This is a genomic window from Citrobacter sp. Cpo147 (assembly GCF_030332405.1).
Taxonomy (GTDB): Bacteria; Pseudomonadota; Gammaproteobacteria; order Enterobacterales; family Enterobacteriaceae; genus Citrobacter; species Citrobacter portucalensis.
In genome coordinates, this window is the sequence record NZ_JAOWHX010000032.1 from 37,725 (window position 1) to 59,880 (window position 22,156).

Consider the following 22,156-nt stretch of genomic DNA (forward strand, 5'->3'; position numbering starts at 1 on the left):
CGAACGAAGATAAGGCAATCAAAGCAGACAGGAGAAAACCATGGCAGATTGGGTAACAGGCAAAGTCACGAAGGTACAGAACTGGACCGATGCCCTGTTTAGTTTGACCGTGCGAGCTCCGGTTCTTCCTTTCACTGCAGGTCAATTCACCAAGCTTGGCCTTGAGATCGACGGCGAACGCGTCCAGCGTGCCTATTCTTACGTCAATGCCCCTGATAACTCCGATTTAGAGTTTTATCTGGTGACGGTTCCCGACGGCAAACTCAGCCCTCGTCTGGCAGCACTGAAGCCTGGCGATGAAGTCCAGGTGGTGAGTGAAGCGGCTGGTTTCTTCGTGCTGGATGAAGTCCCCGATTGCGACACGCTGTGGATGCTGGCAACCGGCACGGCTATCGGCCCATATTTGTCGATTCTGCAGTTAGGCAAGGACCTGGATCGCTTCAAAAACCTGGTGCTGGTCCACGCCGCGCGTTATGCCGCCGATTTGAGCTATCTACCGTTGATGCAGGCGCTGGAAAAGCGCTACGAAGGTAAATTACGTATCCAGACGGTTGTCAGCCGTGAAACCGTGGCAGATTCGCTGACCGGGCGTGTACCGGCGCTGATTGAAAGCGGTGAGCTGGAAAAAGCAGTCGGGCTGCCATTGGATAAAGAAACCTGCCATGTGATGCTGTGTGGAAACCCGCAGATGGTACGCGACACGCAGCAGTTGCTGAAAGAGACCCGGCAGATGACCAAACACCTGCGCCGCCGACCGGGCCATATGACTGCAGAGCACTACTGGTAAGAACGTTTTACTGCCCGGTAAACATCCGGGCATTTTGCCGGATGGCGCTTGCGCTTATCCGGCCTACGAGCCAGCTCTGTACTTTACGTCCTGCGTATCCTTACCATATTTATTTGCGTCCTGGGTGCCAATGAACGCACCCAGATCGATAAGCATACCGACCAGAATCAACGTTGGAACAAAGCGGCCTACCGCCCATTGCCAGACGCCGGGTAACATCGCCCAATTTCCGGCCAGCAGCATCCACGCCAGAATCATCAACAGCGCCCACGCTCCGGAACGCCCCCGGTCATGCAGACGTTTTACCGTCACTGCCGCCGTTGGCCATAGCAGACACACCAGACAAAAAGCCGCGGTCTGAATATCGAGTAATTGTTTGCTCGCCAGCGAAAACAGAACCAGCATGCCGACGATCCATAGGCCAATCCAAATCCAGAAATCACGGCGCCCGATGCGCCCTTTAAATGAGAATAACCACTGCTGTATGGTCATGTAAGTTCCTTTATTATTACCTTCCAGAACAGTTTACCCTTTTGACAAGCTCGACGGTTACCGTTTTAATCGTGAGCAGTGAGAATGAAAGGTACGATTGATGAAGCACGGATTTACACTGTTTTTATTATTGTTTTCAGCCTTAGCCGCGAGCACTGCGGCACTGGCGAAAGAGCCATCGACGGCAACCACAGCCCCCTATTTACTGGCGGGCGCGCCGACCTTTGACCTGTCGATTAGCCAGTTTCGCGAAAACTTTAATACACAGAATCCGAAGCTGATCCTGAATGAGTTCCGCGCTATCGACAGCAGTCGCGATCGGGCAAATCTCACCCGCGCGGCCAGTAAAATCAATGAAAACCTGTATGCGTCTTCCGCCCTTGAGCGCGGCACCCTGAAAATCAAAAGCATGCAGATAACCTGGTTACCAATTCAAGGACCAGAGCAAAAGGCAGCTAAAGCGAAAGCGCTGGAATACATGACCGCCGTCATCCGCACTGTCGCACCACTACTGACGAAGGAACAGAGCCAGAAAAAGCTGCAAAAACTGCTCGCCGCAGGCAAAGGTAAGCACTATTACGCCGAAACAGAAGGCGCAATTCGCTATGTCGTGGCAGATAACGGTGAAAAGGGGCTGACCTTCGCTGTTGAACCGATTAAGCTGGCTCTATCTGAAAACCTCGAAGGGTCGAATTCCCCCTAAATTATTCACGTTTCAGGAAGGCGGCGACGCAACGACCCCCCTGGAGCTTACATCAGTAAGTGACTGGGGTGAGAGAGTACAGCCAACGCACCTGCAACGTGGAGAATGACGGGGAAATGACAAAAAGCAAAGCCTTTCGGGGGATGAATCTCTATACTGTTTCACAGACCATGCTGCCCTGAGGGGCGGCCATATTCCTTAATTCGCTGACAAGCGTGGAGAAATGAAATGCGACATCCTTTAGTGATGGGTAACTGGAAACTGAACGGCAGCCGCCACATGGTAAACGAACTGGTTGCTAATCTGCGTAAAGAACTGGCTGGCGTTGCTGGCTGTGCAGTAGCAATTGCTCCGCCGGAAATGTATATCGACCTGGCGAAACACGCCGCTGCCGGTAGCCACATCATTCTGGGCGCGCAGAACGTTGATCTGAACCTGTCTGGCGCATTCACCGGTGAAACAAGTGCTGAAATGCTGAAAGATATCGGCGCGCAGTACATCATTATCGGTCACTCTGAGCGTCGTACTTACCACAAAGAATCTGACGAGCTGATCGCTAAAAAATTCGCTGTGCTGAAAGAGCAAGGTCTGACTCCGGTTCTGTGCATCGGTGAAACCGAAGCAGAAAACGAAGCAGGCAAAACTGAAGAAGTTTGCGCACGTCAGATCGACGCGGTTCTGAAAACTCAGGGCGCAGCAGCATTCGAAGGCGTCGTTATCGCTTACGAACCAGTATGGGCTATCGGTACCGGTAAGTCTGCAACTCCTGCTCAGGCTCAGGCTGTTCACAAATTTATTCGTGACCACATTGCTAAAGCTGACGCGAAAATCGCTGAACAAGTTATCATCCAGTACGGCGGTTCTGTAAACGCAGCTAACGCGGCAGAACTGTTTGCTCAGCCGGACATCGACGGTGCGCTGGTTGGTGGTGCTTCTCTGAAAGCAGACGCCTTCGCAGTCATCGTTAAAGCAGCAGAAGCCGCTAAACAGGCTTAAGTTGTTAAGGCGGGAGGAACACTCCTCCCGCTGTATTAACTACCAGTATCCCAACCAGTGCCACCAGAAGGCGCCGGTCACCCCCCAAATGGTCAGGTTGACCATACTCATCACCAGGCCCGTTTTCCACCACTCTGCCAGCGTGACATAGCCCGAACCAAAGATGATCGGCGCAGTACCCGTGCCATAGTGCGTGAGCGACATCATCAAGGAGGAGGAGAAACCGAGCATTAAACCAAGCAATGCTGGTGGCGCGCCGAGGCCTAATCCTGCGGCGAAGAACGCAGCGAACATAGCCGTAATATGCGCAGTTGTGCTGGCGAAAAAGTAGTGCGAGTAGACGTAAAGCAGAATCAACAGCAGCGTTGCAACACTCCAGTGCACGCCAAGATGGTCGATTGCACTACCAACACTGGTTGCCAGCCATCCCACCAACCCCAGTTTGCTGAGAAAATCTGCCATCATCACCAGCGCGGCAAACCAGACTATCGTATCCCATGCCCCGCGGCATTTAAGAATGTCATCCCAGCTAAATACGCCCGCCATCAATAGAATCGACAATCCAATTAACGCGGCGCTGGTAGGGTTTACGCTCCAGGCACTACCCATCAGCATCGCTGGAACACCCGCCCACAGGCAGAGCAGCAAAATGAACACTGCCAGGGTGATTTTTTCTGCCAGTGATAGTGGACCCAGCGCATCCAGTTTTTGCCGCGCGAACTGCGGCGCATTTGGCGTGCGCGTGATAGCTGGCGGATAGAGCCACCAGATTACAATCGGCATGACAACCAGTGATACCAGAGCAGGAAGAAGCGCCGCAATAGCCCACATTCCCCAGGTCATGTTCAGCACGCCATCCGTCCCCTTCGTCAAAAAGCTGACGATTAACGGGTTAGGTGCGGTCGCAGTGATGAACATTGCCGAGCTGATCGGGTTAATGTTGTAGTTCACCAGCGCGAGATAACGGCCCGTTGAGCCATTCTCGGCATGGCCTGGCTGCGAGCCGAGGCTCTCCGCAATCGCCCGCATTACCGGGTGGATAATGCCGCCGCCACGCGCGGTATTGCTTGGCGTTACGGGTGCAATTAGCGTTTCCGCAAGGGTTAATGCCCACGCAATGCCCAGCGTTCTTTTACCAAATAGCGCAATAAACCCGTAGCCAATACGCGCTCCCAGGCCAGTCTTTAACAGACTTTGCGACAGCATAATGGATAAACCGATCAGCCAGATTAGCTGGTTAGAAAAACCACTCAACGCATCGTTCAACGCCGCGGAGGGTTTGCCGGGGTTAGTAACGCCAGTCATCGCCACCAGCATAATCGCCACAATCGCAATTGCGCCAATCGGCATGGCTTTACCGATAATCGCAGCGATCGTACCAATAAACAGTGCCAGCAGGTGCCACGCTTGCGGGGTTACGTCAGGTGGACACGGGATAACAAACCAGATGGTCAGCGTAATTACGAGCGAGATGATGGCAGGCCAACAGCGGATGGGGGTTAAACTGTCCATGAATCAATCCTTGAATTTCCAGTGCGCAAATCTGCGCTCAGGCATTAACCAATATTGCCGCGCATAATACAATTCACTCACTCACAAAACAAAAAATTAACATTTTGATACAGCTACAGTTTTCCCAACACCGTAAACCAGGCGTAATCCAGCGGCAGAAGAATCAGATATGTTGCCGCCGCCAGTGCGATACACAGCAGCATCCCCGCCCTTGCAGGTACTTTCCCGAGCGCCATCGCCACCACGATCGGTGAAGCCTGATACGGCAACAGTGGTGTGGAATAACCCAGCACCTGGATCATAATCACCGACAGCAGTGGGAATCCCGTCGCATCGGCAAAGCTTTGCGCCAACGTGGTATACAGCGCCGGAACACCGTTCGCCGTCATAATAAAATTAAGCGCAGTGGTAATACCGGTCAGCGCGAGGAAACTGGTAAACGGCTTTTCCGCATCCAGCGGCATCACCTGTAACAGCGCTTCGCCAACGGCGCTACCAATACCGGTCTGCGTGACGGTGATCGCCAGCCCCAGAATACCCGCCACATAAATACAGGTACGAATGTTGACCCCAGCGGAAAACTCGTCGCCATTGATAAAGCCAACCCGTGGTAGCAATGTGATAACTGCCGCCGCCAGCCCGGTCCACGCGGGGCCAATACCGAGCCAGCTTTCGCTTACCCACAAGAACAGCACCACCGCTAACATCCAGGCCAGACGTTTTTCATCCCGGCTCATCGGCTCCGGCGGCGTGAGATCGCGCGGCGCATGCGGCTTGCCAGGGAACAACCAGCAGATAAGCACAATGAGCACCGCGCCTTTAAGCCAACCCAGAACCGGCGTATGCAGCAGCAAATAGGGAAGATAATTGAGGTGGATGCCGTAAGAGCCTTCCGCCGCGCCGCTCATCACCAGATTCGGTACGTTAGCGGGTAAAATCGTCGCAGAAAGCTGGAACGTCCCAAACCCGACGGCCAGTGCCAGACCATACCAGGCGCGCGTGCCGTCGTTAATTCCGGCTCGTTTCGCCATCGCCGCGACAATCGGCATCAGCAGCGCAATGCGGCCCATGTTGGATGGCATTACAAATGCCAGCGCGTAACTCAGCAGCACTACGCTCGCCACCATTAACGGCCAGGAATCAGTCAACCTCGATGACAGCGCCCTCGCCGCCCTGTCCGCCAGCCCCGTTTTACGAATCGCAATACCCAGTACAAAGCCGCTAAACACCAGCCAGAATGCGGAGGACGCAAAGCCGCCAAAAATCACATCCGGTGGCGCGATTTTGGCGACCATCGCCACGGCAAAGAACAGCAGCGCCGTTATAAACTCCGGCAGCAGCGACGTAGCCCAGAGAAGAATGGTGATACCAACCACCAGAGAGGGGATAAACAGAGGGTGTGTAAGCCAGAGCGACATGCCTGTCTCCTGTTGTTTTTTTCAACAAGAATACGGGGACAGGCATGCGGAGTAAACGCCAGATTAGGTGGGGTTAACGCAGAATATCACATTGATGATCCTGAATTTCCTCAGCGGAGGCGAGATTCAGTGCCAGCAGATTGCGCTGAGTAGCCAGCAGGACAAAGGATTCGTCGCTCTGGCGCACCATCGCCAACGCATAGCTGCCCATATGCTCACGCGCATCCGGCACCTCTTCCGCCAGCATCATAAACGGGCTGCGTTGTGCCAGTTCATTTTCCGTGACGCGACGTGCCAGATATTCATGACCGCGCAGCCCACCCGGTAATGGTAGCCAGCGGGTGCTGATTTTCGCCAGGTTGTCATCCAGCTGCTTTCTGACATCGGTTCGCAGGCAGGAGATATGAATATGCAGGTGATTTTGCGTACGCCCGCTACGTGAGTTAATGGTCAGAGAGACTGCTTTGTCAGGGATTTCCTGGCCGTATTTTTGGCTCATAAAGCTACGCGCCTGCCAGGCCAGCCAGAAAAAGTTCGGTGTGCCTGATTTCAACAACAGCGGACTTTCCGTACCGTTGATCCGCCAGGTAGGCATCAACAGATATTGCAGTGGGCCGTTACGGTCTTTGAACACCACATATCCAGCATCCGGCTTTACTTCAGCGCATGGTGCGGGGTCCTGCTGCTGCAACTGGTGCGGCAGGCATTGCTGAAGAACGATCTGGCGTAATGCGTCCGGGTTGCCGGTGAATTTCCAGTACCCGATACCTGCAGCGGCGGCGACCACAATCACCGCCAGTAAAAGATAGCCTGCTTTTTTCATTACGCGTTTCCTGTATCCCATTGAAGGGCAAGAGTAACGCAAAACCATGACAAATAAAAAAACCCAGTCGCGTTAGGCCACCGGGTCGGTAAATCAAGACTTATTTATCGTTTACTGATTTGGTCGAACGTACCGCCGTTAGAGAAGTGCTCTTTCTGCGCTTTCGTCCAGCCGCCAAACTCTTCGTCGATAGTGAACAGCTTCAGCTTCGGAAATGCGTTTTCGTATTTCTTCGCAACGTCTGCATCACGTGGACGATAGTAGTTTTTCGCCGCAATTTCCTGACCTTCCGGAGAGTAGAGATACTTCAGGTAAGCTTCCGCCACCGCTTTGGTGTCTTTCTTTTCCACCACTTTATCAACCACGGACACGGTCGGCTCCGCGAGGATAGATTCACTCGGGGTCACTATCTCGAATTTATCTTTGCCCAGCTCGTTCGTTGCCAACAGCGCTTCGTTTTCCCAGGCAATCAGCACATCACCGATACCACGTTCAACGAAGGTATTGGTTGAACCACGTGCACCAGAATCGAGTACCTCAACGTTTTTATACAGGGCCTTCACAAAGTCTTGTGCCTTGGCCTGATCGTTGTTGTTGTGGTGCAGGGCATAGCCCCATGCCGCCAGATAGTTCCAGCGAGCTCCGCCGGAGCTTTTCGGGTTTGGCGTAATGACCGACACGCCCGGTTTGATTAAATCGTTCCAGTCATGAATTTGTTTGGGATTGCCTTTGCGGACCAGAAATACGATGGTGGAGGTGTAAGGCGCAGAGTTATCCGGCAGGCGTTTAATCCAGTTTTTATCGATACGGCCACGTTCAGCAATGGCATCCACGTCGTAAGCCAGTGCCAGCGTCACGACATCGGCTTCAATGCCGTTGATGACGGAGGTCGCCTGTTTACCCGAACCACCATGCGACTGGCGAATCACGACGTTGTCGCCCGTTTCCTGCTTCCAGTGCGCGCTGAAGGCCTTATTGTACTGCTCGTACAGTTCACGCGTTGGATCGTACGATACGTTAAGTAACTGAATATCCTTTGCCAGAACGCTGGTCGATGCCAGCAATAATGTTAACCCTACGCCCCATTTGTTCATCGCCCAGCTCTCTTAGGTAGTGTTGTGATGAGCAAAGCGTGCCAGAAAGGCATCCAAACATTAAAGAATAAAAAAAGATTTGCTATAACTTGGGGGAATATATGGAGTCGAGTTTTTGCCTGATGGCGCTACGCTTATCAGGCCTACGATTTGCATCATGTAGGCCGGATAAGGCGCAAGCCGCCATCCGGCAATTGCAATTAATACAGTTTCTTCGCGCAGTCCAGCCAGTCACCTTTGAACGGACGCTTCATGTTTTCGATAGCGTCGATGATGTCATGGTGAACCAGCTGCTCGTTCTGAATACCTACGCAGCGACCGCCGTGACCTTCCAGCAGAAGTTCAATGGCATAGGCGCCCATACGGGATGCCAGAATACGGTCGTAAGGAACCGGGGAACCACCACGCTGGATGTGACCCAGTACGGTTGCACGCGTTTCACGACCCGTTTCTTTCTCAATGTAATGCGCCAATTCGTCAACGTCACACATGTGTTCAGTGATCGCTACGATTGCGTGTTTTTTACCTTTCGCGATACCTGCTTTGATTTCAGTAACCAAATCGTCACGGCTGAATTCCACTTCCGGAACCACCACGAACTCACAGCCACCGGCAATCGCTGCTGCCAGGGTCAGGTCACCACAGTAGCGGCCCATCACTTCAACGATAGAAATACGCTGGTGAGAAGAAGAGGTATCACGCAGGCGGTCAATCGCTTCAACGACAGTACCCAGCGCGGTGAAGTAGCCGATGGTGTAGTCAGTGCCCTTGATATCGTTGTCGATAGTGCCCGGCAGACCGATGCACGGGAAGCCCATTTCAGTCAGGCGTTTTGCACCCATGTAAGAACCGTCACCCCCGATAACAACCAGGGCGTCGATGCCACGCTTCTTCAGGTTTTCGATCGCCACCGCACGTACGTTTTCATCACGGAATTCCGGGAAGCGAGCAGAACCGAGGAAAGTACCGCCACGGTTGATCATGTCGGACACGCTGTAGCGGTCAAGCTGGACCATACGGTCTTCATACAAACCCAGGTAGCCATCATGGATCCCCATGACTTCCAGCCCTTCCGTCAACGCTGCACGTACAACACCACGGATTGCTGCGTTCATGCCCGGCGCATCACCGCCGCTTGTCAACACACCGATTTTCTTAATCATGACTACCTCTGAACTTTGGAATGCAAAATGAAATCTGCTGCCGGAAGTCGATTCCGCATATCGAAACGATCCAACGAATATGCAGATAGTATAACAATCACTTCCTGCTGAATTGATTCAGGTCAGGCCAAATGGTGGTAATTTATACACAAAATGCTGGCCCGGTTCACTTTTTTTACAACGAATTATGAAAGCTCAAACATCTTGCCTTCCTTGGGTACGACTGAACAGGGATCCTGATGAATGATGACATCCGATCCCGGGAAACGCCGTAAAATTGCCTGCTCAACCTGTTCAGCCACTAAATGCGCCTGAACGAGCGGCAGATTATCTTCCATTTCCAAATGAATCTGAATAAAGCGGGTCGGCCCTGACTGCCGCGTGCGAAGATCGTGAGCGCCGCTGACTCCAGGCCATGACGTCACGATATCAATAATTTCCTGACGTTCCTCATCGGGTAAAGCGCGATCCAGCAAAGATTGCACTGCCTCATACCCCATGCGTAATGCGCTATATAAAATATAGATGCCAATCCCGAGCGCAAACAAGGCATCCGCACGATGCCAGCCGTACCATGCCAGCCCGAGCGCAATGAGAATCGCACCGTTCATCATAACATCAGACTGATAATGAAGCATATCTGCCCGAACGGCCTGACTTTGCGTACGCTTCACTACCCAGCGCTGAAACGAGACCAGAATGATTGTACACACTAACGCAATAATGGTGACAACCACCCCAACGCCGGGATCTTTCATCGGCGTGGGTTGAATGAGATGCTGAATCCCGGTCAGGAATAAAAACAGCGCCGAACCGGAAATAAACATGCTTTGCGCCAGCGCCGCCAGCGATTCCGCTTTTCCGTGTCCGAACGTATGTTCATCATCGGCGGGCTGCAGCGAATAGCGCACCACCAACAGGTTGGTTAATGACGCCGCGATGTCCACCAGAGAATCCACCAGCGCTGCCAGAATACTGACCGATCCGGTGTACCACCACGCGAAAATTTTGATCAAAAGTAACAGCGATGCCATCACGGTCGCCGCGATTGCCGCCCGGCTCACCAGCCGCCCATAGGTTTGATTCATAAACACTCCTGCCAGGATATGCCGCTAGTATAACGGATGAAGTAAAACAGTCAGGCAATAACCGAGGGACAAATTTTGGGCAAAAAAAACCCCCACATCATGTGGGGGAAGACAGGGATGGTGTCTATGGCAAGGAAAACAGGGTTACTACTGGGAACGTGAGTTGCTACTACTCAATAAATTCAACGATGAGCTTTTTTTCCAGTGCGCTACATCGCGCAGTTGCTCCATTCGTTGTTCATGTTTCTCATTTAAAACCGCTTGCTGCTCGGGCGTTAACAGGCGATACATCTGGTTGCGGATCCTGGCTATTTCAACCTGGCGGGCAACCTGTTCTTGCGCCATTCTTTCTGCCTGAGCGCGCACTGCGCTTTCATCAAATTTCTCTGCGGTGACAAGGCGATGCATTGTCTCCATTTCGCTAACATTAACAGGAGGCTGTTCGTGTCTTGCCTGCTGCATTAAATCTCGCATCTGTTGACGTTGATGTTCGGTTAAACTGATACCGTCAAACATGTGGCTCTGAACGCTGCGTTGCGATGAGCCTTCACCCAGGTGCCAGTGATCGCCTGTGACGACTTCAGCTGCATGGCTAAATGTACTGAGTGCCAGCGTTGAGGCCATGACGGCAGCGGTAACTTTGCCCATCACTTGCTCCCAAAATCTTTTCTGTCGCGATTCAACGAGAGACAGTTTACGATTCGGGCTGCAAACATGCGTCAGGGGGTGTAAAACAACGTAAAGTCATAGATTAGCGACGCCTGATGACGTAATTTCTGCCTCGGAGGTACGTAAACAATGAATAAAATCCTGTTAGTTGATGATGACCGAGAGCTGACTTCCCTGTTAAAGGAGTTGCTCGAAATGGAAGGTTTCGATGTGCTGGTTGCCTATGATGGGGAACAGGCGCTTGAGCTTCTGGATGACAGCATCGATTTACTTTTGCTCGACGTCATGATGCCGAAGAAAAACGGCATTGATACGCTGAAAGCACTTCGTCAGACACACCAGACACCTGTAATCATGCTGACCGCTCGCGGCAGCGAATTGGATCGCGTACTTGGCCTTGAGCTGGGCGCGGACGACTATTTACCTAAACCGTTTAACGACCGTGAACTGGTCGCGCGCATCCGCGCTATTCTGCGTCGCTCACACTGGAGCGAACAGCAGCAGAACAGCGATAACGGCTCGCCGACGCTGGAAGTAGATGCGTTAAGCCTTAATCCGGGTCGCCAGGAAGCCAGCTTTGACGGGCAAATTTTGGAGTTAACCGGCACCGAATTCACCCTGCTCTATTTGCTGGCTCAGCATCTCGGTCAGGTGGTTTCGCGTGAGCACCTGAGCCAGGAAGTGCTGGGCAAACGCCTGACGCCTTTCGATCGCGCGATCGATATGCATATCTCGAACCTGCGTCGTAAGCTGCCAGAGCGTAAAGACGGACACCCGTGGTTTAAAACCCTGCGTGGTCGCGGCTACCTGATGGTCTCCGCTTCATGATAGGGAGCTTAACCGCACGCATCTTTGCCATCTTCTGGTTGACGCTGGCACTGGTGTTGATGTTGGTACTGATGTTACCCAAGCTCGACTCACGCCAGATGACCGAGCTACTGGACAGCGAGCAGCGCCAGGGGTTAATGATTGAGCAACACGTTGAAGCTGAACTGGCGAACGATCCACCCAACGATTTGATGTGGTGGCGTCGCTTGTTTCGGGCGATAGACAAGTGGGCGCCGCCAGGGCAGCGGTTATTACTTGTTACGACGGAAGGACGCGTGATCGGCGCAGAACGCAACGAAATGCAGATCATTCGTAACTTTATTGGTCAGGCCGATAACGCCGACCATCCGCAAAAGAAAAAATACGGTCGCGTTGAGATGGTCGGGCCTTTCTCCGTCAGAGACGGTGAAGATAACTACCAGCTGTATCTCATACGACCTGCCAGCAGCTCACAATCTGACTTTATCAACCTGCTGTTCGACCGACCGCTGCTGTTGCTGATCGTCACCATGTTAGTCAGCTCACCGCTATTGCTTTGGCTTGCCTGGAGTCTGGCGAAACCTGCGCGTAAGTTGAAAAACGCGGCGGATGAAGTGGCCCAGGGCAACCTGCGTCAGCATCCGGAACTGGAAGCCGGTCCGCAGGAGTTTCTGGCGGCAGGCGCCAGCTTTAACCAGATGGTGACAGCGCTGGAACGGATGATGACCACACAGCAACGCCTGCTGTCGGACATCTCTCACGAGCTGAGAACACCGCTAACGCGTCTGCAACTGGGCACCGCTCTGCTGCGCCGTCGTAGCGGTGAGAGCAAAGAGCTGGAGCGCATTGAAACAGAAGCACACCGACTGGACAGCATGATCAACGACCTGCTGGTGATGTCACGTAATCAGCAGAAAAACGCGCTGGTCAGTGAAACAGTGAAAGCTAATCAGCTGTGGGGCGAAGTGCTGGATAACGCCGCCTTTGAAGCTGAGCAGATGGGTAAGTCACTCACGGTGAATTTCCCGCCGGGTCCGTGGCCGCTGTACGGTAACCCAAATGCGTTGGAAAGTGCGCTGGAAAACATTGTGCGCAATGCCCTGCGCTATTCACATACGAAGATTGAAGTTGGCTTCGCGGTGGATATCGACGGGATTACCATCACCGTGGACGACGATGGCCCAGGCGTTAGCCCTGAAGACAGAGAACAGATTTTCCGTCCGTTCTATCGTACCGATGAGGCGCGCGATCGCGAGTCTGGCGGAACAGGTCTGGGTCTGGCGATTGTTGAAACCGCAATTCAGCAGCATCGTGGCTGGGTGAAGGCCGAAGACAGCCCGCTGGGTGGTTTACGGCTGGTGATTTGGTTACCGCTGTATAAACGCGCTTAACAGGCTTCCCCGGTAGCCTCGTGCCGGGGAAGCTCTCACTTTATGCTGTCACTTCTGCCGCCGCTAGCTTTTGCTTTTTAATCCGCTTCACCAGAATGGTCGAACAGATAAAGCCCATAAAGCTGAACGCAATCATCACGCTAAAGACATAGTTGTAGCCAGTGATGCCGCTATTGGTATCCAGCAAATAGCCGTACAACGTGTACGCAAACATCGCTGGCATATAACCGATGATGCAACCAAACGCCATTGCCGAGCCCGCATACTCACGTGGGGTACCGATCTCATCCATTGGCGCGAAGAAAATGGCGCGCTGTGAGAAGATAATCGCTCCGAACCCTAATGTCGCCGCCATACCGATATACACGTTCATTGTTTGATGCGGTAACTGCATGAACACAAGCATCGCTACAGCAGAGATCAGGAACGTCCACTTCAGATACACTGTCGGTGATTTAGCAACTTTATCTGCCAACATTCCACCAATCGGCCCACCTACCATTTTTAGCGCATACTGGTTGATGATGCCGTACGCACCGACGAGCGCTACCGGCAGCATATAGATATCTTTTAAGAATGGAATAAAGTAAGTCAGTCCACAGTACGCGGCATAAACGAAGAAAATACCTAAAGAAGCCAGCCAAACATTAGGGCAGGACAAAACATGTTTGATACCCTTTAACACTTCCATGTTGGCACTGGTTTTCTCGCCGCCTTTCACTTTGTCATCATCGACAATAAAGTACGTCACAATACCTGCCACAAGCGTAATTACCGTATAGAACAACAGGCCCGCCTGCATCCCCGCTTTACCTTCACCAAACTGGACGAAGACAAACAGAGCGCCAGATGCAACGATAACATCCACCACGCCACGTCCGGCTTCTAAAAAGCCGAACATGCGTCCTTGTTCTTCTTTCGTTCCCAGCAAACGAACGGCTTTCAGCAATACCGGCCAATAAACCACATCGGCAAAGAAAGCCATCGCGGCAAAGCAAATGAGATAACCGGTAAATGACGGTAACGTTGCCAGATATAAGCCACATAACCCAACGCCAATCAGACCGAACGGTAATAATATTTTCTTGGAGTAACGGTCTGCGATATAGAGAGAAAGAAAAAGTCCGGTTGTCTGAACAATCGTATAAACCGTAAAGCTCAACCCAATTTGCGTATTAGTTAAACCCCAGTCATTCTGCATTGGCACATAGAAAACATCTTTCATACTCGAAAGCTTGAATATCGTGCCGCCGCCTAAAATCAAAAAACAGAGTCTTGCCCATTTATTCATGAACATGATTAAACCCTCATTGCTTGTTGAGAGAAATATCTAAATTAAATTGTATAATTAATAACGCCAGGGGATTATTTTCATAATCCTTTCCGCATTTAATAATATTTTAAGAAAACTAATTAATTGCCTATAAACTTGTCACATATATCACGGATATATTTTATTTGGGCAAGAGCATGTTCTTTTTCCTGCGCCAGTCGCGTATCAATCATGTTGCTGTCAGGCAGCGGCGTATAACTTGCATCGCGCCATGGGATCCATGGATTATCACCCTCATCGTCGAAGCGAAATGCAGGGGCATAATATTCAACTTCTTCTTCCAGGCCAAAAGCATGTACTTGCGGTTTATCTTCACCTAAAAGTAATAATGCCTTAAGCATCTCTTCCATGGGTAAATCGCCGTGTCCTGAACGACAAGCCTCATGCCCCCAGCCTTTACCTTCTTTAATAATTTTTGCGTCTTTGATATGCACCTGAGTGATCAGAGGAGACATAACCTCTAACGCAGAAAGCGGCTGCTCATTGGCATTAATCATGTTGCCAAAATCAAACAGAATAGAGAGATTTTTCATCCCGCTATTATTAACCAGCGTCACCAGCTCATGGCCTTGCAGATCTTCATGCTGTTCGATAGTAAAGCTTAGTCCGCAATCGTCATACTGAGACAGCCACGCAATATCATTGGCAATCTTCGCCATAACATCGTTCAGATACCCTTCATAACGCGGGTAGAAACGCACTGAAGTTGCACCAGTAGCAACAGCAATACGGATTGCATCCGTCAATGTTGCCTTATCCGATGCGCTCGTTTCGATATGCACATCCAGATTATATTTTATGGCCTTTTCTTTAAAATCGTGTAGCTGCTGATCGTTCAGTTTCTGCAGTGATTGGGACTCACCATCCTCAACATGTATTTTTACACCCTTCAATTTTTGCTGATGCGCAATATCCAGAAGATCCCCCGGCAGGACTCTCTCGTAGCGCATATTCAGATGAAAAGCATAAGCATGTAGGTACAGCGGTATATTTCTCGCGCGTTCCGCAAGAAGTTCTTGGTTACATTTTCCCATTATTTTTCTCATTCATCGCGAATAACAAGTTCCACTGATTCAAGTCGCCAGTATTCGAAATCAACCTGAACCACTTTTTTATCTCGGGTAGCCCGATGTTTTTCTACTAAAATTCCATACGTATTAGGCGCAACACCCAGCTCTTTGCAGGCCACTTCTGGCATATTGACCGGTTTAAAAATCATTTCTTTGATATTTAAAACATGGCCAAACGCATCTTCCCAGACGCTGGCAAAAGACTGATTGCCCAATTTATTAATGAATCCTGGCGCAACATCGGCATCAATATAGGATTCATGGTAAAACACTTTATGTGAATCAAGGCCGCACCAGCCGGTAACTAAATAGCGATCGCCGGAGGAGAGAAAAACATCATCAACATGATGCGGAACTGTATCAATGGTTTCTTTGGTTAAATAATCCCAAAAAGGCTTACGTCCCTGAGCACAAGCTTCAGCATTGAAGCTGGAAAGTGATTTAGGGTTATAAATAAATCGCTTCGATGAAATAAACCAACCACTGCGGTTCTTGCGGAAAATACGCGCATCGATCTCAAGCTCAATCAGAACCTGACGTAAGGTCATACGCTTTGCATCCAGCAGCTCACATAGCTCCCTTTCTGAAGGCAATTTGGACCCCGCTGGTAAATTCTTCTCGTTTAACCAGCTTTCAAAGCGCTCTCTGAGCACATCAACATTGTTTTTCTTTTTCATTTTGCTCATCTGGTTTAAACCAATTTGAAGCTAAGATATTTGAGTGCAGGAAATACTCAAGTTTTTTTTCAACGCAGAGTTTCTTTTTGTGGACCAGGTATCAAGAATGGCTTTGAAGCAAACCGTGACCGTCAGGTTTTTGCCCGGTTTGGTACGCAGAGAGATGAACCACGGGGAGAGGTAAATCAGGTGTCGCCACCTGATTTAATTGCAAGATTAAGGTGGGTTTATTTTCCCCACAAACGGCGGGAATTGTCTTCGATCTTGCCGCTTAAACGACGCTTTTGCATCGTTCTGGTCCAGCTTTTTGATAACCCGGCAGCCGACAGTAGACGGTGATATTGCGAATCATCAAACGGCATATGCCAGGCGATAGCAATTGCCTCCCGCACGCTGACGTCGCTTACGCGTGACGCCAGGATCAACGGCGCGTCTGCTGACACCTGACCAGGCGCGATGACGCTGCACAGCCAGCCCGTCTTACCTGCATCCTGCATCTGGCTGGCCATATCGCTGATGCCAAAATGGAAATTCAGCTTAAAGCACGGCGAGCGCGGCTGCGTGACCTGAATCAGCGCCTCTCCCCACTGGAAAATGTCGCCAATATACACATTCTCTTCAGTCAGCCCCTCAGTAGAGAGGTTCTCACCAAACGCGGGCGCGACAAATAGCTCCGCCTGCTCCGGGAACGCTTGTCTCCAGTGCTGATAGTGTTCACGCGGATAGTGACACAGCGCGCGATCCGGCCCGCCATGAATTTTCGTTTCCGCCTGTTCATCCCCCGTCAGCCCCAGTTCGGTCAGCATCAACTCACCGTCAATCTGGACTTTAGCAATCGCGCTGGGACGGCTTCCCGTGTAGTCCCGAACTTTGCCCGTAAAAACATCGACCGGATATCGCATCTGTTCCCTCTCCCGATAAATTTCCCCCATTACACCACATTTATTTTACCCCAGTCGCTCAAAATGAGAGCACGGTTCACATGAAACTTAGGGACACATGCTATCAATGTAATCTGGTTTTGAAACATCATTTCAAATAAGGAGTCGACAACGTGACTGGTCAATCGCAATTTGCTGGCGTCTGGTGTCCTTCCATTACGCCAATGGACAATGATGGCAAGATCGATCTCAACGGTCTAAGCCAACATCTCAAACGCCTTACCGAGGCCAAAATCGACGTGATTTTGCTGATGGGCAGCATCGGGGAATTTGCCTCCTTTACGCTCGAAGAAAGGCTGCTGCTGATCCGTGAGGCCCGCGCCATGAGCTCGCTAAAGATGGTCGCCAACGTCTCATCCACCTGCCAGAATGATATTTTATTGATGGCACAGGAAGCGTATCGCTCAGGTTACGATGCCGTGATGATCCTGCCGCCCTATTACTACGGACAAACGGCGAAACAGCTGCTGAGCTACTTCCGTCAGTTGGGGCAGAAACTCAGCGGTAAATGGTTTGCTTATAACTTCCCGGCACGCACCGGCTGCGATTTAACCCCCGAACTGGTAGCCACCCTCGCCGCCGAATTCCCGAATTTTGCTGGCATTAAAGACACCGTCGACTGTCAGTCCCATACCCGCAGCATGATTCAGACCACCCGCGCCGTGCGGGAGGATTTTGCCGTGCTGTCCGGCTATGACGAATACTACATTCCCAACCTGTTGGCAGGTGGCGCGGGGATTATTTCAGGGTTGAACAACGTCATGCCGGAACTGTTTGTCAGCGCGCGGGAAGCGTTTAAACAGGGCGACCTGGCAGCGCTTCGCGATATTCAGGACCAGATTGGCACCTACATGTCCATCTATGCCATCGGCGAAGATTTTGTCACCACCATCAAAACCGTGGTATCGCGTAAATTTGGCTATTGTACCGGCGTGTCACGTAATGCCGGTGGAGAGTTGAACGAGAGTGAGTGCCGAACAATCGATGAGGTGTTTGTCGTCAAAGGGTAAATAATTAAGCCGGATGGAGCAGACCATCCGGCTTAAGAGACTTACTTCACGGTACCACGAATATCAATTTCTGCCGCCCTTGCTTTGACCTTTTTCGACCAGATAGACGTGATAATCGGCACCAGAATGGAGGTCACAATCACCGACGTGGCGACCAGGGAAGTTGCTGCCGGTGCCATCGGTTTAAATGCCGGAACCATTTCAGCAATCAGCACAGGCGTAGCAACCGCCGCCCCCGCGGAACTGGAAGCGGCAATCCCCGCCGTACCATCGCCACCACCAATCAGTTTATCGGCGATAATCAATGGAATACCAGTGATGATAATCACCGCCACGCCCAGCAGAATACCCAGCACGCCGGTCTGCGCAATCACGCTCAAATCAATGGTGTTACCTAATGCGAAGGCAAAGAACGGGATCAGCGTCTGCACCGCTTTGCTGAAGAACTCCCGCAGTTCAGGGTCCAGATTCCCCAGCGCAAAGCCAATCAGGAACGGCAATACTGCACCAACAAATACGTGCGGTTCAAACGACGCGATCCCGGCGGTTCCCAGAATCACCATGGTCATCAGCGGGCCAGACTCCAGCGACATCAGGACAAACGCTCCGGCCTCTTCTTTGGTGCCGTACTGCTGCATAATCGAGGCATACAGCCCGCCGTTGGTCATATCCATCGCGGCCACCAGCGCCAGCGTAGACAACCCAGCGAAGAATCCGACCTCTACACCATGTTCCGGCAGAATGCGTGAAGCAATCGCTGCAACCACCCACGCCACCAGAATCTTGGTTATGACTAACGTACCTGATTTACGCAGCACGGTGCCGGTGGCGCTTAGCTTGATCGACGCCCCCATGCAAAAGAACCAGACTGCCAGGATAGGTACCGTACCGGTGATCATACCGTTGGTAAAGGAGCCGAAATATTTCCCGGCGCCGGGGGAAAAGGTGTGACACAACGCGCCCAGGAAAAGCGGCACCAGCATCATACCGCCTGGGATTTTCTCTATCGTACGTTTGATCTGCATTTCCATCACCTGTAGACATAAAAATGGGGCAATTTTTATGGGCGATTGCATCTTGCTTTGAGATGCGCCCGTCTTGATGAAAAGAAGATAGACATTCATAGAGACTATAAAAGTGATCCCACTCGCATAATAAAACCTTGTTTCAATTTAAGTGGATCATTGTTTTTATATTGAGTTTGATCACAAAAAAACCCCACAAGCATCGCTTGCAGGGCTTTGTTAAAGCGTAGAACTTATTTTTTTGCTGCGAAACGCGCGGCAGCTTCGTCCCAGTTCACAACGTTCCAGAACTCTTTGATGTAGTCCGGGCGACGGTTCTGGAATTTCAGGTAGTAAGCGTGTTCCCAAACGTCCAGGCCCACGATTGGGAAACCGGAAGCGCCAGAGATAGCTTCACCCATCAGCGGGGAATCCTGGTTGGCGGTAGAAACAACAGCCAGTTTGTCACCTTTCAGAACCAGCCACGCCCAGCCGGAGCCAAAGCGGGTTGCCGCTGCTTTTTCAAATTCAGCTTTGAAGTTGTCAACGGAGCCGAAGTCACGTTCGATAGCCGCTTTCAGGTCGCCCTGCAGCGTAGTACCGGTTTTCAGGCCTTTCCAGAACAGGCTGTGGTTAGCGTGACCGCCCGCGTTGTTACGCAGTACGGTTTTCTTGTCTGCTGGCAGTTGATCCAGTTTGGTGATCAGCTCTTCAACGGACAGGCTGGCGAATTCAGGCAGGCTTTCCAGAGCAGCGTTGGCGTTATTTACGTAAGCCTGGTGGTGTTTGGTGTGGTGGATTTCCATCGTCTGCTTATCGAAGTGCGGTTCAAGGGCATCATAAGCGTACGGCAGGGATGGCAGTGTATAACTCATAATCATCTCCAGTATTGTCGGGCGGCCAGTGTTAACGCCGCGTAAGCAGTTGGGTCATTATAGTTAATTAAATGATATTGAAAATGATTATCAATGCCGTACTTTTTACAGGGTCTTAATGAATCAAACCCATTGTTAAAGATGTGAGCCGAATCACCCACTTAACGTGATAATTGCCAACATGCGCAAAAGGGCGGCAATCGTCAAAAGGTTAACCACCTGCGTAATTTTTAAACTCGTTAGGTCGGAGGGGTCATTACCGACGATAAAAAATAACGAGGATTAAGTCATGAGTAACGCGATTACGATGGGTATCTTTTGGCATTTGATAGGGGCAGCCAGTGCCGCCTGTTTCTATGCCCCGTTCAAGCAAGTCAAACATTGGTCATGGGAAACGATGTGGTCGGTTGGCGGGATCGTCTCCTGGATAATCCTGCCGTGGACCATCAGCGCCATGTTACTTCCCGATTTCTGGGCCTACTTCAGCTCCTTCAGCCTCTCCACACTGGCTCCGGTATTTCTGTTTGGTGCAATGTGGGGGATTGGCAATATCAACTATGGCCTGACCATGCGCTATCTCGGTATGTCGATGGGTATCGGGATTGCGATAGGTATTACGCTGATTGTCGGCACGCTGATGACCCCGATTATCAACGGCAATTTTGATGTACTGATCAATACCTCTGGTGGCCGCATGACGCTGCTTGGCGTACTGGTCGCGCTGATTGGCGTAGGCATTGTTACCCGTGCCGGTCAGTTAAAAGAACGCAAAATGGGCATCAAAGCGGAAGATTTCAACCTGAAAAAAGGTCTGGTTCTGGCCGTCATGTGCGGTATTTTCTCCGCCGGGATGTCCTTTGCGATGAACGCGGCGAAACCGATGCACGATGCCGCCGCCGCGTTGGGCGTCGATCCGCTGTATGTCGCCCTGCCTAGCTATGTGGTCATTATGGGCGGTGGCGCGCTTGTTAACCTGGGCTTCTGCTTCATTCGTCTGGCAAAAGTGAAGAACTTGTCGATAAAAGCCGACTTCTCGTTAGCCAAGCCGCTGATTATCACCAACGTGCTGCTCTCTGCGCTTGGTGGCTTGATGTGGTATCTGCAATTCTTCTTCTACGCCTGGGGCCACGCACGTATTCCGGCGCAGTATGACTATGTAAGCTGGATGCTGCACATGAGCTTCTATGTTCTGTGCGGCGGGATTGTCGGTCTGGTATTAAAAGAGTGGAAAAACGCGGGTCGTCGTCCGGTCAGCGTGCTAAGCCTCGGCTGCGTGGTGATCATTGTCGCGGCAAACATTGTCGGTCTGGGAATGGCCAGCTAAGCATGCTGAGTACTGAGATGACGCCACTGGCTCGGCGTCATCCCGGTTTCCCGCGTAAATACCACTGAAAAGTAGTTACTGTCCTCAAAACCGCAGCGCATGGAAATCTCGCTAATCATCAACCGACTATGTTTGAGCAGATACTGCGCATGGCAAACCCGCACCTGGCGGAGATACTGGTTGATGGTCATCCCGGTCTGGCTGCGAAACTGCTGGCGCAAAACGCGCTCGCTGCACTGTTCGCGCTCGCAAAACGTATCCAGTTCGAATGCATGCTCATGGCTACCAGCTAACGCGGTGATCAGTTTATCCAGCAGCGTTTCACTGGAGGTCGCCGGGAGCGTATCCGTGGCATAACGATGCCGCTTAAGGTGTGTCACCAACTGCCCGAACAGCAGCTCAGCCATGGTAAAAGCCTGTGCATCACGCTGATTGCTTTCATGCTCAAGCTGGCTTATCACCTGTCGGACCTGACTCATGCCAACGCTGCCGAGTCGCCAATGCGGCTGCCTCGGCGTACCGTCAAATCCGGGGATCGCCCCTTGCCAGTCAACATTCAGCGTCAACCGCTCCGGGCAGTAGATGATATTTTGCAACACCAGGTCGTTCACGGAGGTGTAGGAGTGTTTATCTTCGGCGCGAATGTAAAACAGGTCGCCACGGGTTATCCGGTACGGACGATCGTTAAGGACATGCAGACCATTACCGCGCCAGACCATAACCAGCTCGCAAAACTCGTGGGTATGCTCAGCAAAGACATCCTGCGGATAACGGTCAGCCACGGCCACAGCCTGCTGCTCATGCGCAAAGAAGTCTGATTTCAGAAGGATTAGCTGATTCGCCATCACATGACCTCAACCTGAATGCTTGCCGGATGCGCTGCGCTTATCCGGCCTACAGGGCATCCACGTAGGCCGGATAAGGCGTAGCCACCATCCGGCGTTAAGGGACATGATTATCTGAGATTCGGCGGTAAAAA

The 22,156-nt window shown here is 51.6% G+C and carries 22 protein-coding genes; 7 read left to right on the plus strand and 15 right to left on the minus strand.

The features are described from left to right. Positions 1 to 40: 40 nt before the first annotated feature. Entirely contained in the window at positions 41 to 787 is a 747-nt protein-coding gene (gene fpr, locus OGY06_RS11555) for a ferredoxin--NADP(+) reductase (protein WP_063941742.1), read from the plus strand. 63 nt (positions 788 to 850) lie between these two features. Here fpr and OGY06_RS11560 read toward each other — a convergent pair whose 3' ends face one another. Continuing rightward, positions 851 to 1,279, minus strand: a complete 429-nt coding sequence (locus tag OGY06_RS11560; RefSeq protein WP_003825201.1) for a DUF805 domain-containing protein — start codon at positions 1,277 to 1,279, stop codon at positions 851 to 853. Between the two features lie 100 nt (positions 1,280 to 1,379). Here OGY06_RS11560 and OGY06_RS11565 point away from each other — a divergent pair, with 100 nt between their 5' ends. Next, positions 1,380 to 1,982, plus strand: a complete 603-nt coding sequence (locus tag OGY06_RS11565; protein ID WP_149335648.1) for a YiiQ family protein — start codon at positions 1,380 to 1,382, stop codon at positions 1,980 to 1,982. A gap of 228 nt (positions 1,983 to 2,210) precedes the next feature. Further along, positions 2,211 to 2,978, plus strand: a complete 768-nt coding sequence (gene tpiA, locus OGY06_RS11570; protein ID WP_003028783.1) for a triose-phosphate isomerase — start codon at positions 2,211 to 2,213, stop codon at positions 2,976 to 2,978. A gap of 39 nt (positions 2,979 to 3,017) precedes the next feature. Here tpiA and OGY06_RS11575 read toward each other — a convergent pair whose 3' ends face one another. The 7 genes from OGY06_RS11575 to cpxP all read right to left on the minus strand — a co-directional run bounded on the left by OGY06_RS11575 (position 3,018) and on the right by cpxP (position 10,724). Beyond that, positions 3,018 to 4,490 carry a DASS family sodium-coupled anion symporter gene (locus OGY06_RS11575; RefSeq protein ID WP_286605346.1) on the minus strand — a complete coding sequence of 491 codons (1,473 nt, stop codon included), beginning with the start codon at positions 4,488 to 4,490 and terminating at the stop codon, positions 3,018 to 3,020. A 113-nt stretch (positions 4,491 to 4,603) separates the two neighbouring features. Next, on the minus strand, positions 4,604 to 5,908 hold the full coding sequence (locus tag OGY06_RS11580; RefSeq protein WP_286605348.1) for an SLC13 family permease: 1,305 nt from the start codon (positions 5,906 to 5,908) through the stop codon (positions 4,604 to 4,606). A gap of 73 nt (positions 5,909 to 5,981) precedes the next feature. Continuing rightward, the gene (locus OGY06_RS11585) at positions 5,982 to 6,731 is read right to left on the minus strand and encodes a CDP-diacylglycerol diphosphatase (RefSeq protein WP_020996109.1); all 750 of its coding nucleotides are present in this window, start codon (positions 6,729 to 6,731) and stop codon (positions 5,982 to 5,984) included. A gap of 104 nt (positions 6,732 to 6,835) precedes the next feature. Continuing rightward, positions 6,836 to 7,825, minus strand: a complete 990-nt coding sequence (gene sbp, locus OGY06_RS11590; RefSeq protein WP_063941738.1) for a sulfate/thiosulfate ABC transporter substrate-binding protein Sbp — start codon at positions 7,823 to 7,825, stop codon at positions 6,836 to 6,838. 200 nt (positions 7,826 to 8,025) lie between these two features. After that, the gene (pfkA, locus tag OGY06_RS11595) at positions 8,026 to 8,988 is read right to left on the minus strand and encodes a 6-phosphofructokinase (protein ID WP_003825214.1); all 963 of its coding nucleotides are present in this window, start codon (positions 8,986 to 8,988) and stop codon (positions 8,026 to 8,028) included. 185 nt (positions 8,989 to 9,173) lie between these two features. Beyond that, positions 9,174 to 10,076, minus strand: coding sequence for a CDF family cation-efflux transporter FieF (gene fieF / locus OGY06_RS11600; RefSeq protein ID WP_003825216.1), 903 nt, complete (start codon positions 10,074 to 10,076; stop codon positions 9,174 to 9,176). 147 nt (positions 10,077 to 10,223) lie between these two features. Continuing rightward, entirely contained in the window at positions 10,224 to 10,724 is a 501-nt protein-coding gene (cpxP, locus tag OGY06_RS11605; protein WP_008787022.1) for a cell-envelope stress modulator CpxP, read from the minus strand. Positions 10,725 to 10,874: 150 nt separating this feature from the next. On the opposite strand from cpxP, the gene cpxR reads away from it, so the two are divergent. Then, positions 10,875 to 11,573 (plus strand): envelope stress response regulator transcription factor CpxR, encoded by a 699-nt coding sequence (gene cpxR / locus OGY06_RS11610; protein WP_003028763.1) that lies wholly within the window; start codon positions 10,875 to 10,877, stop codon positions 11,571 to 11,573. Next, positions 11,570 to 12,943: an envelope stress sensor histidine kinase CpxA gene (cpxA, locus tag OGY06_RS11615; protein WP_003028758.1), complete on the plus strand. Its 1,374-nt coding sequence runs from the start codon at positions 11,570 to 11,572 to the stop codon at positions 12,941 to 12,943. The genes cpxR and cpxA overlap by 4 nt, the downstream gene beginning before the upstream one ends. 40 nt (positions 12,944 to 12,983) lie before the next feature. Here cpxA and OGY06_RS11620 read toward each other — a convergent pair whose 3' ends face one another. The 4 genes from OGY06_RS11620 to yiiM form a co-directional block, all read right to left on the minus strand. Beyond that, positions 12,984 to 14,234, minus strand: a complete 1,251-nt coding sequence (locus OGY06_RS11620) for an MFS transporter (RefSeq protein WP_126957471.1) — start codon at positions 14,232 to 14,234, stop codon at positions 12,984 to 12,986. 122 nt (positions 14,235 to 14,356) lie between these two features. Continuing rightward, positions 14,357 to 15,310: a sugar phosphate isomerase/epimerase family protein gene (locus OGY06_RS11625; protein WP_267391421.1), complete on the minus strand. Its 954-nt coding sequence runs from the start codon at positions 15,308 to 15,310 to the stop codon at positions 14,357 to 14,359. 8 nt (positions 15,311 to 15,318) lie between these two features. Continuing rightward, positions 15,319 to 16,023 carry a GntR family transcriptional regulator gene (locus tag OGY06_RS11630; RefSeq protein ID WP_020996112.1) on the minus strand — a complete coding sequence of 235 codons (705 nt, stop codon included), beginning with the start codon at positions 16,021 to 16,023 and terminating at the stop codon, positions 15,319 to 15,321. A 227-nt stretch (positions 16,024 to 16,250) separates the two neighbouring features. Next, entirely contained in the window at positions 16,251 to 16,925 is a 675-nt protein-coding gene (gene yiiM, locus OGY06_RS11635; RefSeq protein WP_048215189.1) for a 6-hydroxyaminopurine reductase, read from the minus strand. A 152-nt stretch (positions 16,926 to 17,077) separates the two neighbouring features. On the opposite strand from yiiM, the gene OGY06_RS11640 reads away from it, so the two are divergent. Further along, entirely contained in the window at positions 17,078 to 17,974 is an 897-nt protein-coding gene (locus OGY06_RS11640; protein ID WP_286605350.1) for a dihydrodipicolinate synthase family protein, read from the plus strand. 41 nt (positions 17,975 to 18,015) lie between these two features. Here OGY06_RS11640 and kdgT read toward each other — a convergent pair whose 3' ends face one another. Together kdgT and sodA are read right to left on the minus strand one after the other, a co-directional pair. Beyond that, a complete protein-coding gene (gene kdgT, locus OGY06_RS11645) occupies positions 18,016 to 18,999 on the minus strand; it encodes a 2-keto-3-deoxygluconate transporter (RefSeq protein WP_003825237.1) in 984 nt (327 codons plus the stop codon). A gap of 233 nt (positions 19,000 to 19,232) precedes the next feature. After that, a complete protein-coding gene (gene sodA, locus OGY06_RS11650) occupies positions 19,233 to 19,853 on the minus strand; it encodes a superoxide dismutase [Mn] (RefSeq protein WP_003825239.1) in 621 nt (206 codons plus the stop codon). A 289-nt stretch (positions 19,854 to 20,142) separates the two neighbouring features. Between sodA and rhaT the strand changes: the two genes are divergently transcribed. After that, complete coding sequence (rhaT, locus tag OGY06_RS11655) at positions 20,143 to 21,177, plus strand: L-rhamnose/proton symporter RhaT (RefSeq protein WP_003825242.1); 1,035 nt, start codon at positions 20,143 to 20,145, stop codon at positions 21,175 to 21,177. Here rhaT and rhaR read toward each other — a convergent pair. Then, a complete protein-coding gene (rhaR, locus tag OGY06_RS11660) occupies positions 21,174 to 22,022 on the minus strand; it encodes an HTH-type transcriptional activator RhaR (RefSeq protein ID WP_126957439.1) in 849 nt (282 codons plus the stop codon). The two genes, rhaT and rhaR, sit on opposite strands and share 4 nt — an antisense overlap. Between the last annotated feature and the right edge of the window lie 134 nt (positions 22,023 to 22,156).

Coding starts and splice junctions, on each gene's coding strand:
- fpr (WP_063941742.1), top strand. CDS start 41: ATGGCAGATTGGGTAACAGGCAAAGTCACGAAGGTACAGAACTGGACC.
- OGY06_RS11560 (WP_003825201.1), bottom strand. CDS start 1,279: ATGACCATACAGCAGTGGTTATTCTCATTTAAAGGGCGCATCGGGCGC.
- OGY06_RS11565 (WP_149335648.1), top strand. CDS start 1,380: ATGAAGCACGGATTTACACTGTTTTTATTATTGTTTTCAGCCTTAGCC.
- tpiA (WP_003028783.1), top strand. CDS start 2,211: ATGCGACATCCTTTAGTGATGGGTAACTGGAAACTGAACGGCAGCCGC.
- OGY06_RS11575 (WP_286605346.1), bottom strand. CDS start 4,490: ATGGACAGTTTAACCCCCATCCGCTGTTGGCCTGCCATCATCTCGCTC.
- OGY06_RS11580 (WP_286605348.1), bottom strand. CDS start 5,908: ATGTCGCTCTGGCTTACACACCCTCTGTTTATCCCCTCTCTGGTGGTT.
- OGY06_RS11585 (WP_020996109.1), bottom strand. CDS start 6,731: ATGAAAAAAGCAGGCTATCTTTTACTGGCGGTGATTGTGGTCGCCGCC.
- sbp (WP_063941738.1), bottom strand. CDS start 7,825: ATGAACAAATGGGGCGTAGGGTTAACATTATTGCTGGCATCGACCAGC.
- pfkA (WP_003825214.1), bottom strand. CDS start 8,988: ATGATTAAGAAAATCGGTGTGTTGACAAGCGGCGGTGATGCGCCGGGC.
- fieF (WP_003825216.1), bottom strand. CDS start 10,076: ATGAATCAAACCTATGGGCGGCTGGTGAGCCGGGCGGCAATCGCGGCG.
- cpxP (WP_008787022.1), bottom strand. CDS start 10,724: ATGGGCAAAGTTACCGCTGCCGTCATGGCCTCAACGCTGGCACTCAGT.
- cpxR (WP_003028763.1), top strand. CDS start 10,875: ATGAATAAAATCCTGTTAGTTGATGATGACCGAGAGCTGACTTCCCTG.
- cpxA (WP_003028758.1), top strand. CDS start 11,570: ATGATAGGGAGCTTAACCGCACGCATCTTTGCCATCTTCTGGTTGACG.
- OGY06_RS11620 (WP_126957471.1), bottom strand. CDS start 14,234: ATGAATAAATGGGCAAGACTCTGTTTTTTGATTTTAGGCGGCGGCACG.
- OGY06_RS11625 (WP_267391421.1), bottom strand. CDS start 15,310: ATGGGAAAATGTAACCAAGAACTTCTTGCGGAACGCGCGAGAAATATA.
- OGY06_RS11630 (WP_020996112.1), bottom strand. CDS start 16,023: ATGAAAAAGAAAAACAATGTTGATGTGCTCAGAGAGCGCTTTGAAAGC.
- yiiM (WP_048215189.1), bottom strand. CDS start 16,925: ATGCGATATCCGGTCGATGTTTTTACGGGCAAAGTTCGGGACTACACG.
- kdgT (WP_003825237.1), bottom strand. CDS start 18,999: ATGCAGATCAAACGTACGATAGAGAAAATCCCAGGCGGTATGATGCTG.
- sodA (WP_003825239.1), bottom strand. CDS start 19,853: ATGAGTTATACACTGCCATCCCTGCCGTACGCTTATGATGCCCTTGAA.
- rhaT (WP_003825242.1), top strand. CDS start 20,143: ATGAGTAACGCGATTACGATGGGTATCTTTTGGCATTTGATAGGGGCA.
- rhaR (WP_126957439.1), bottom strand. CDS start 22,022: ATGGCGAATCAGCTAATCCTTCTGAAATCAGACTTCTTTGCGCATGAG.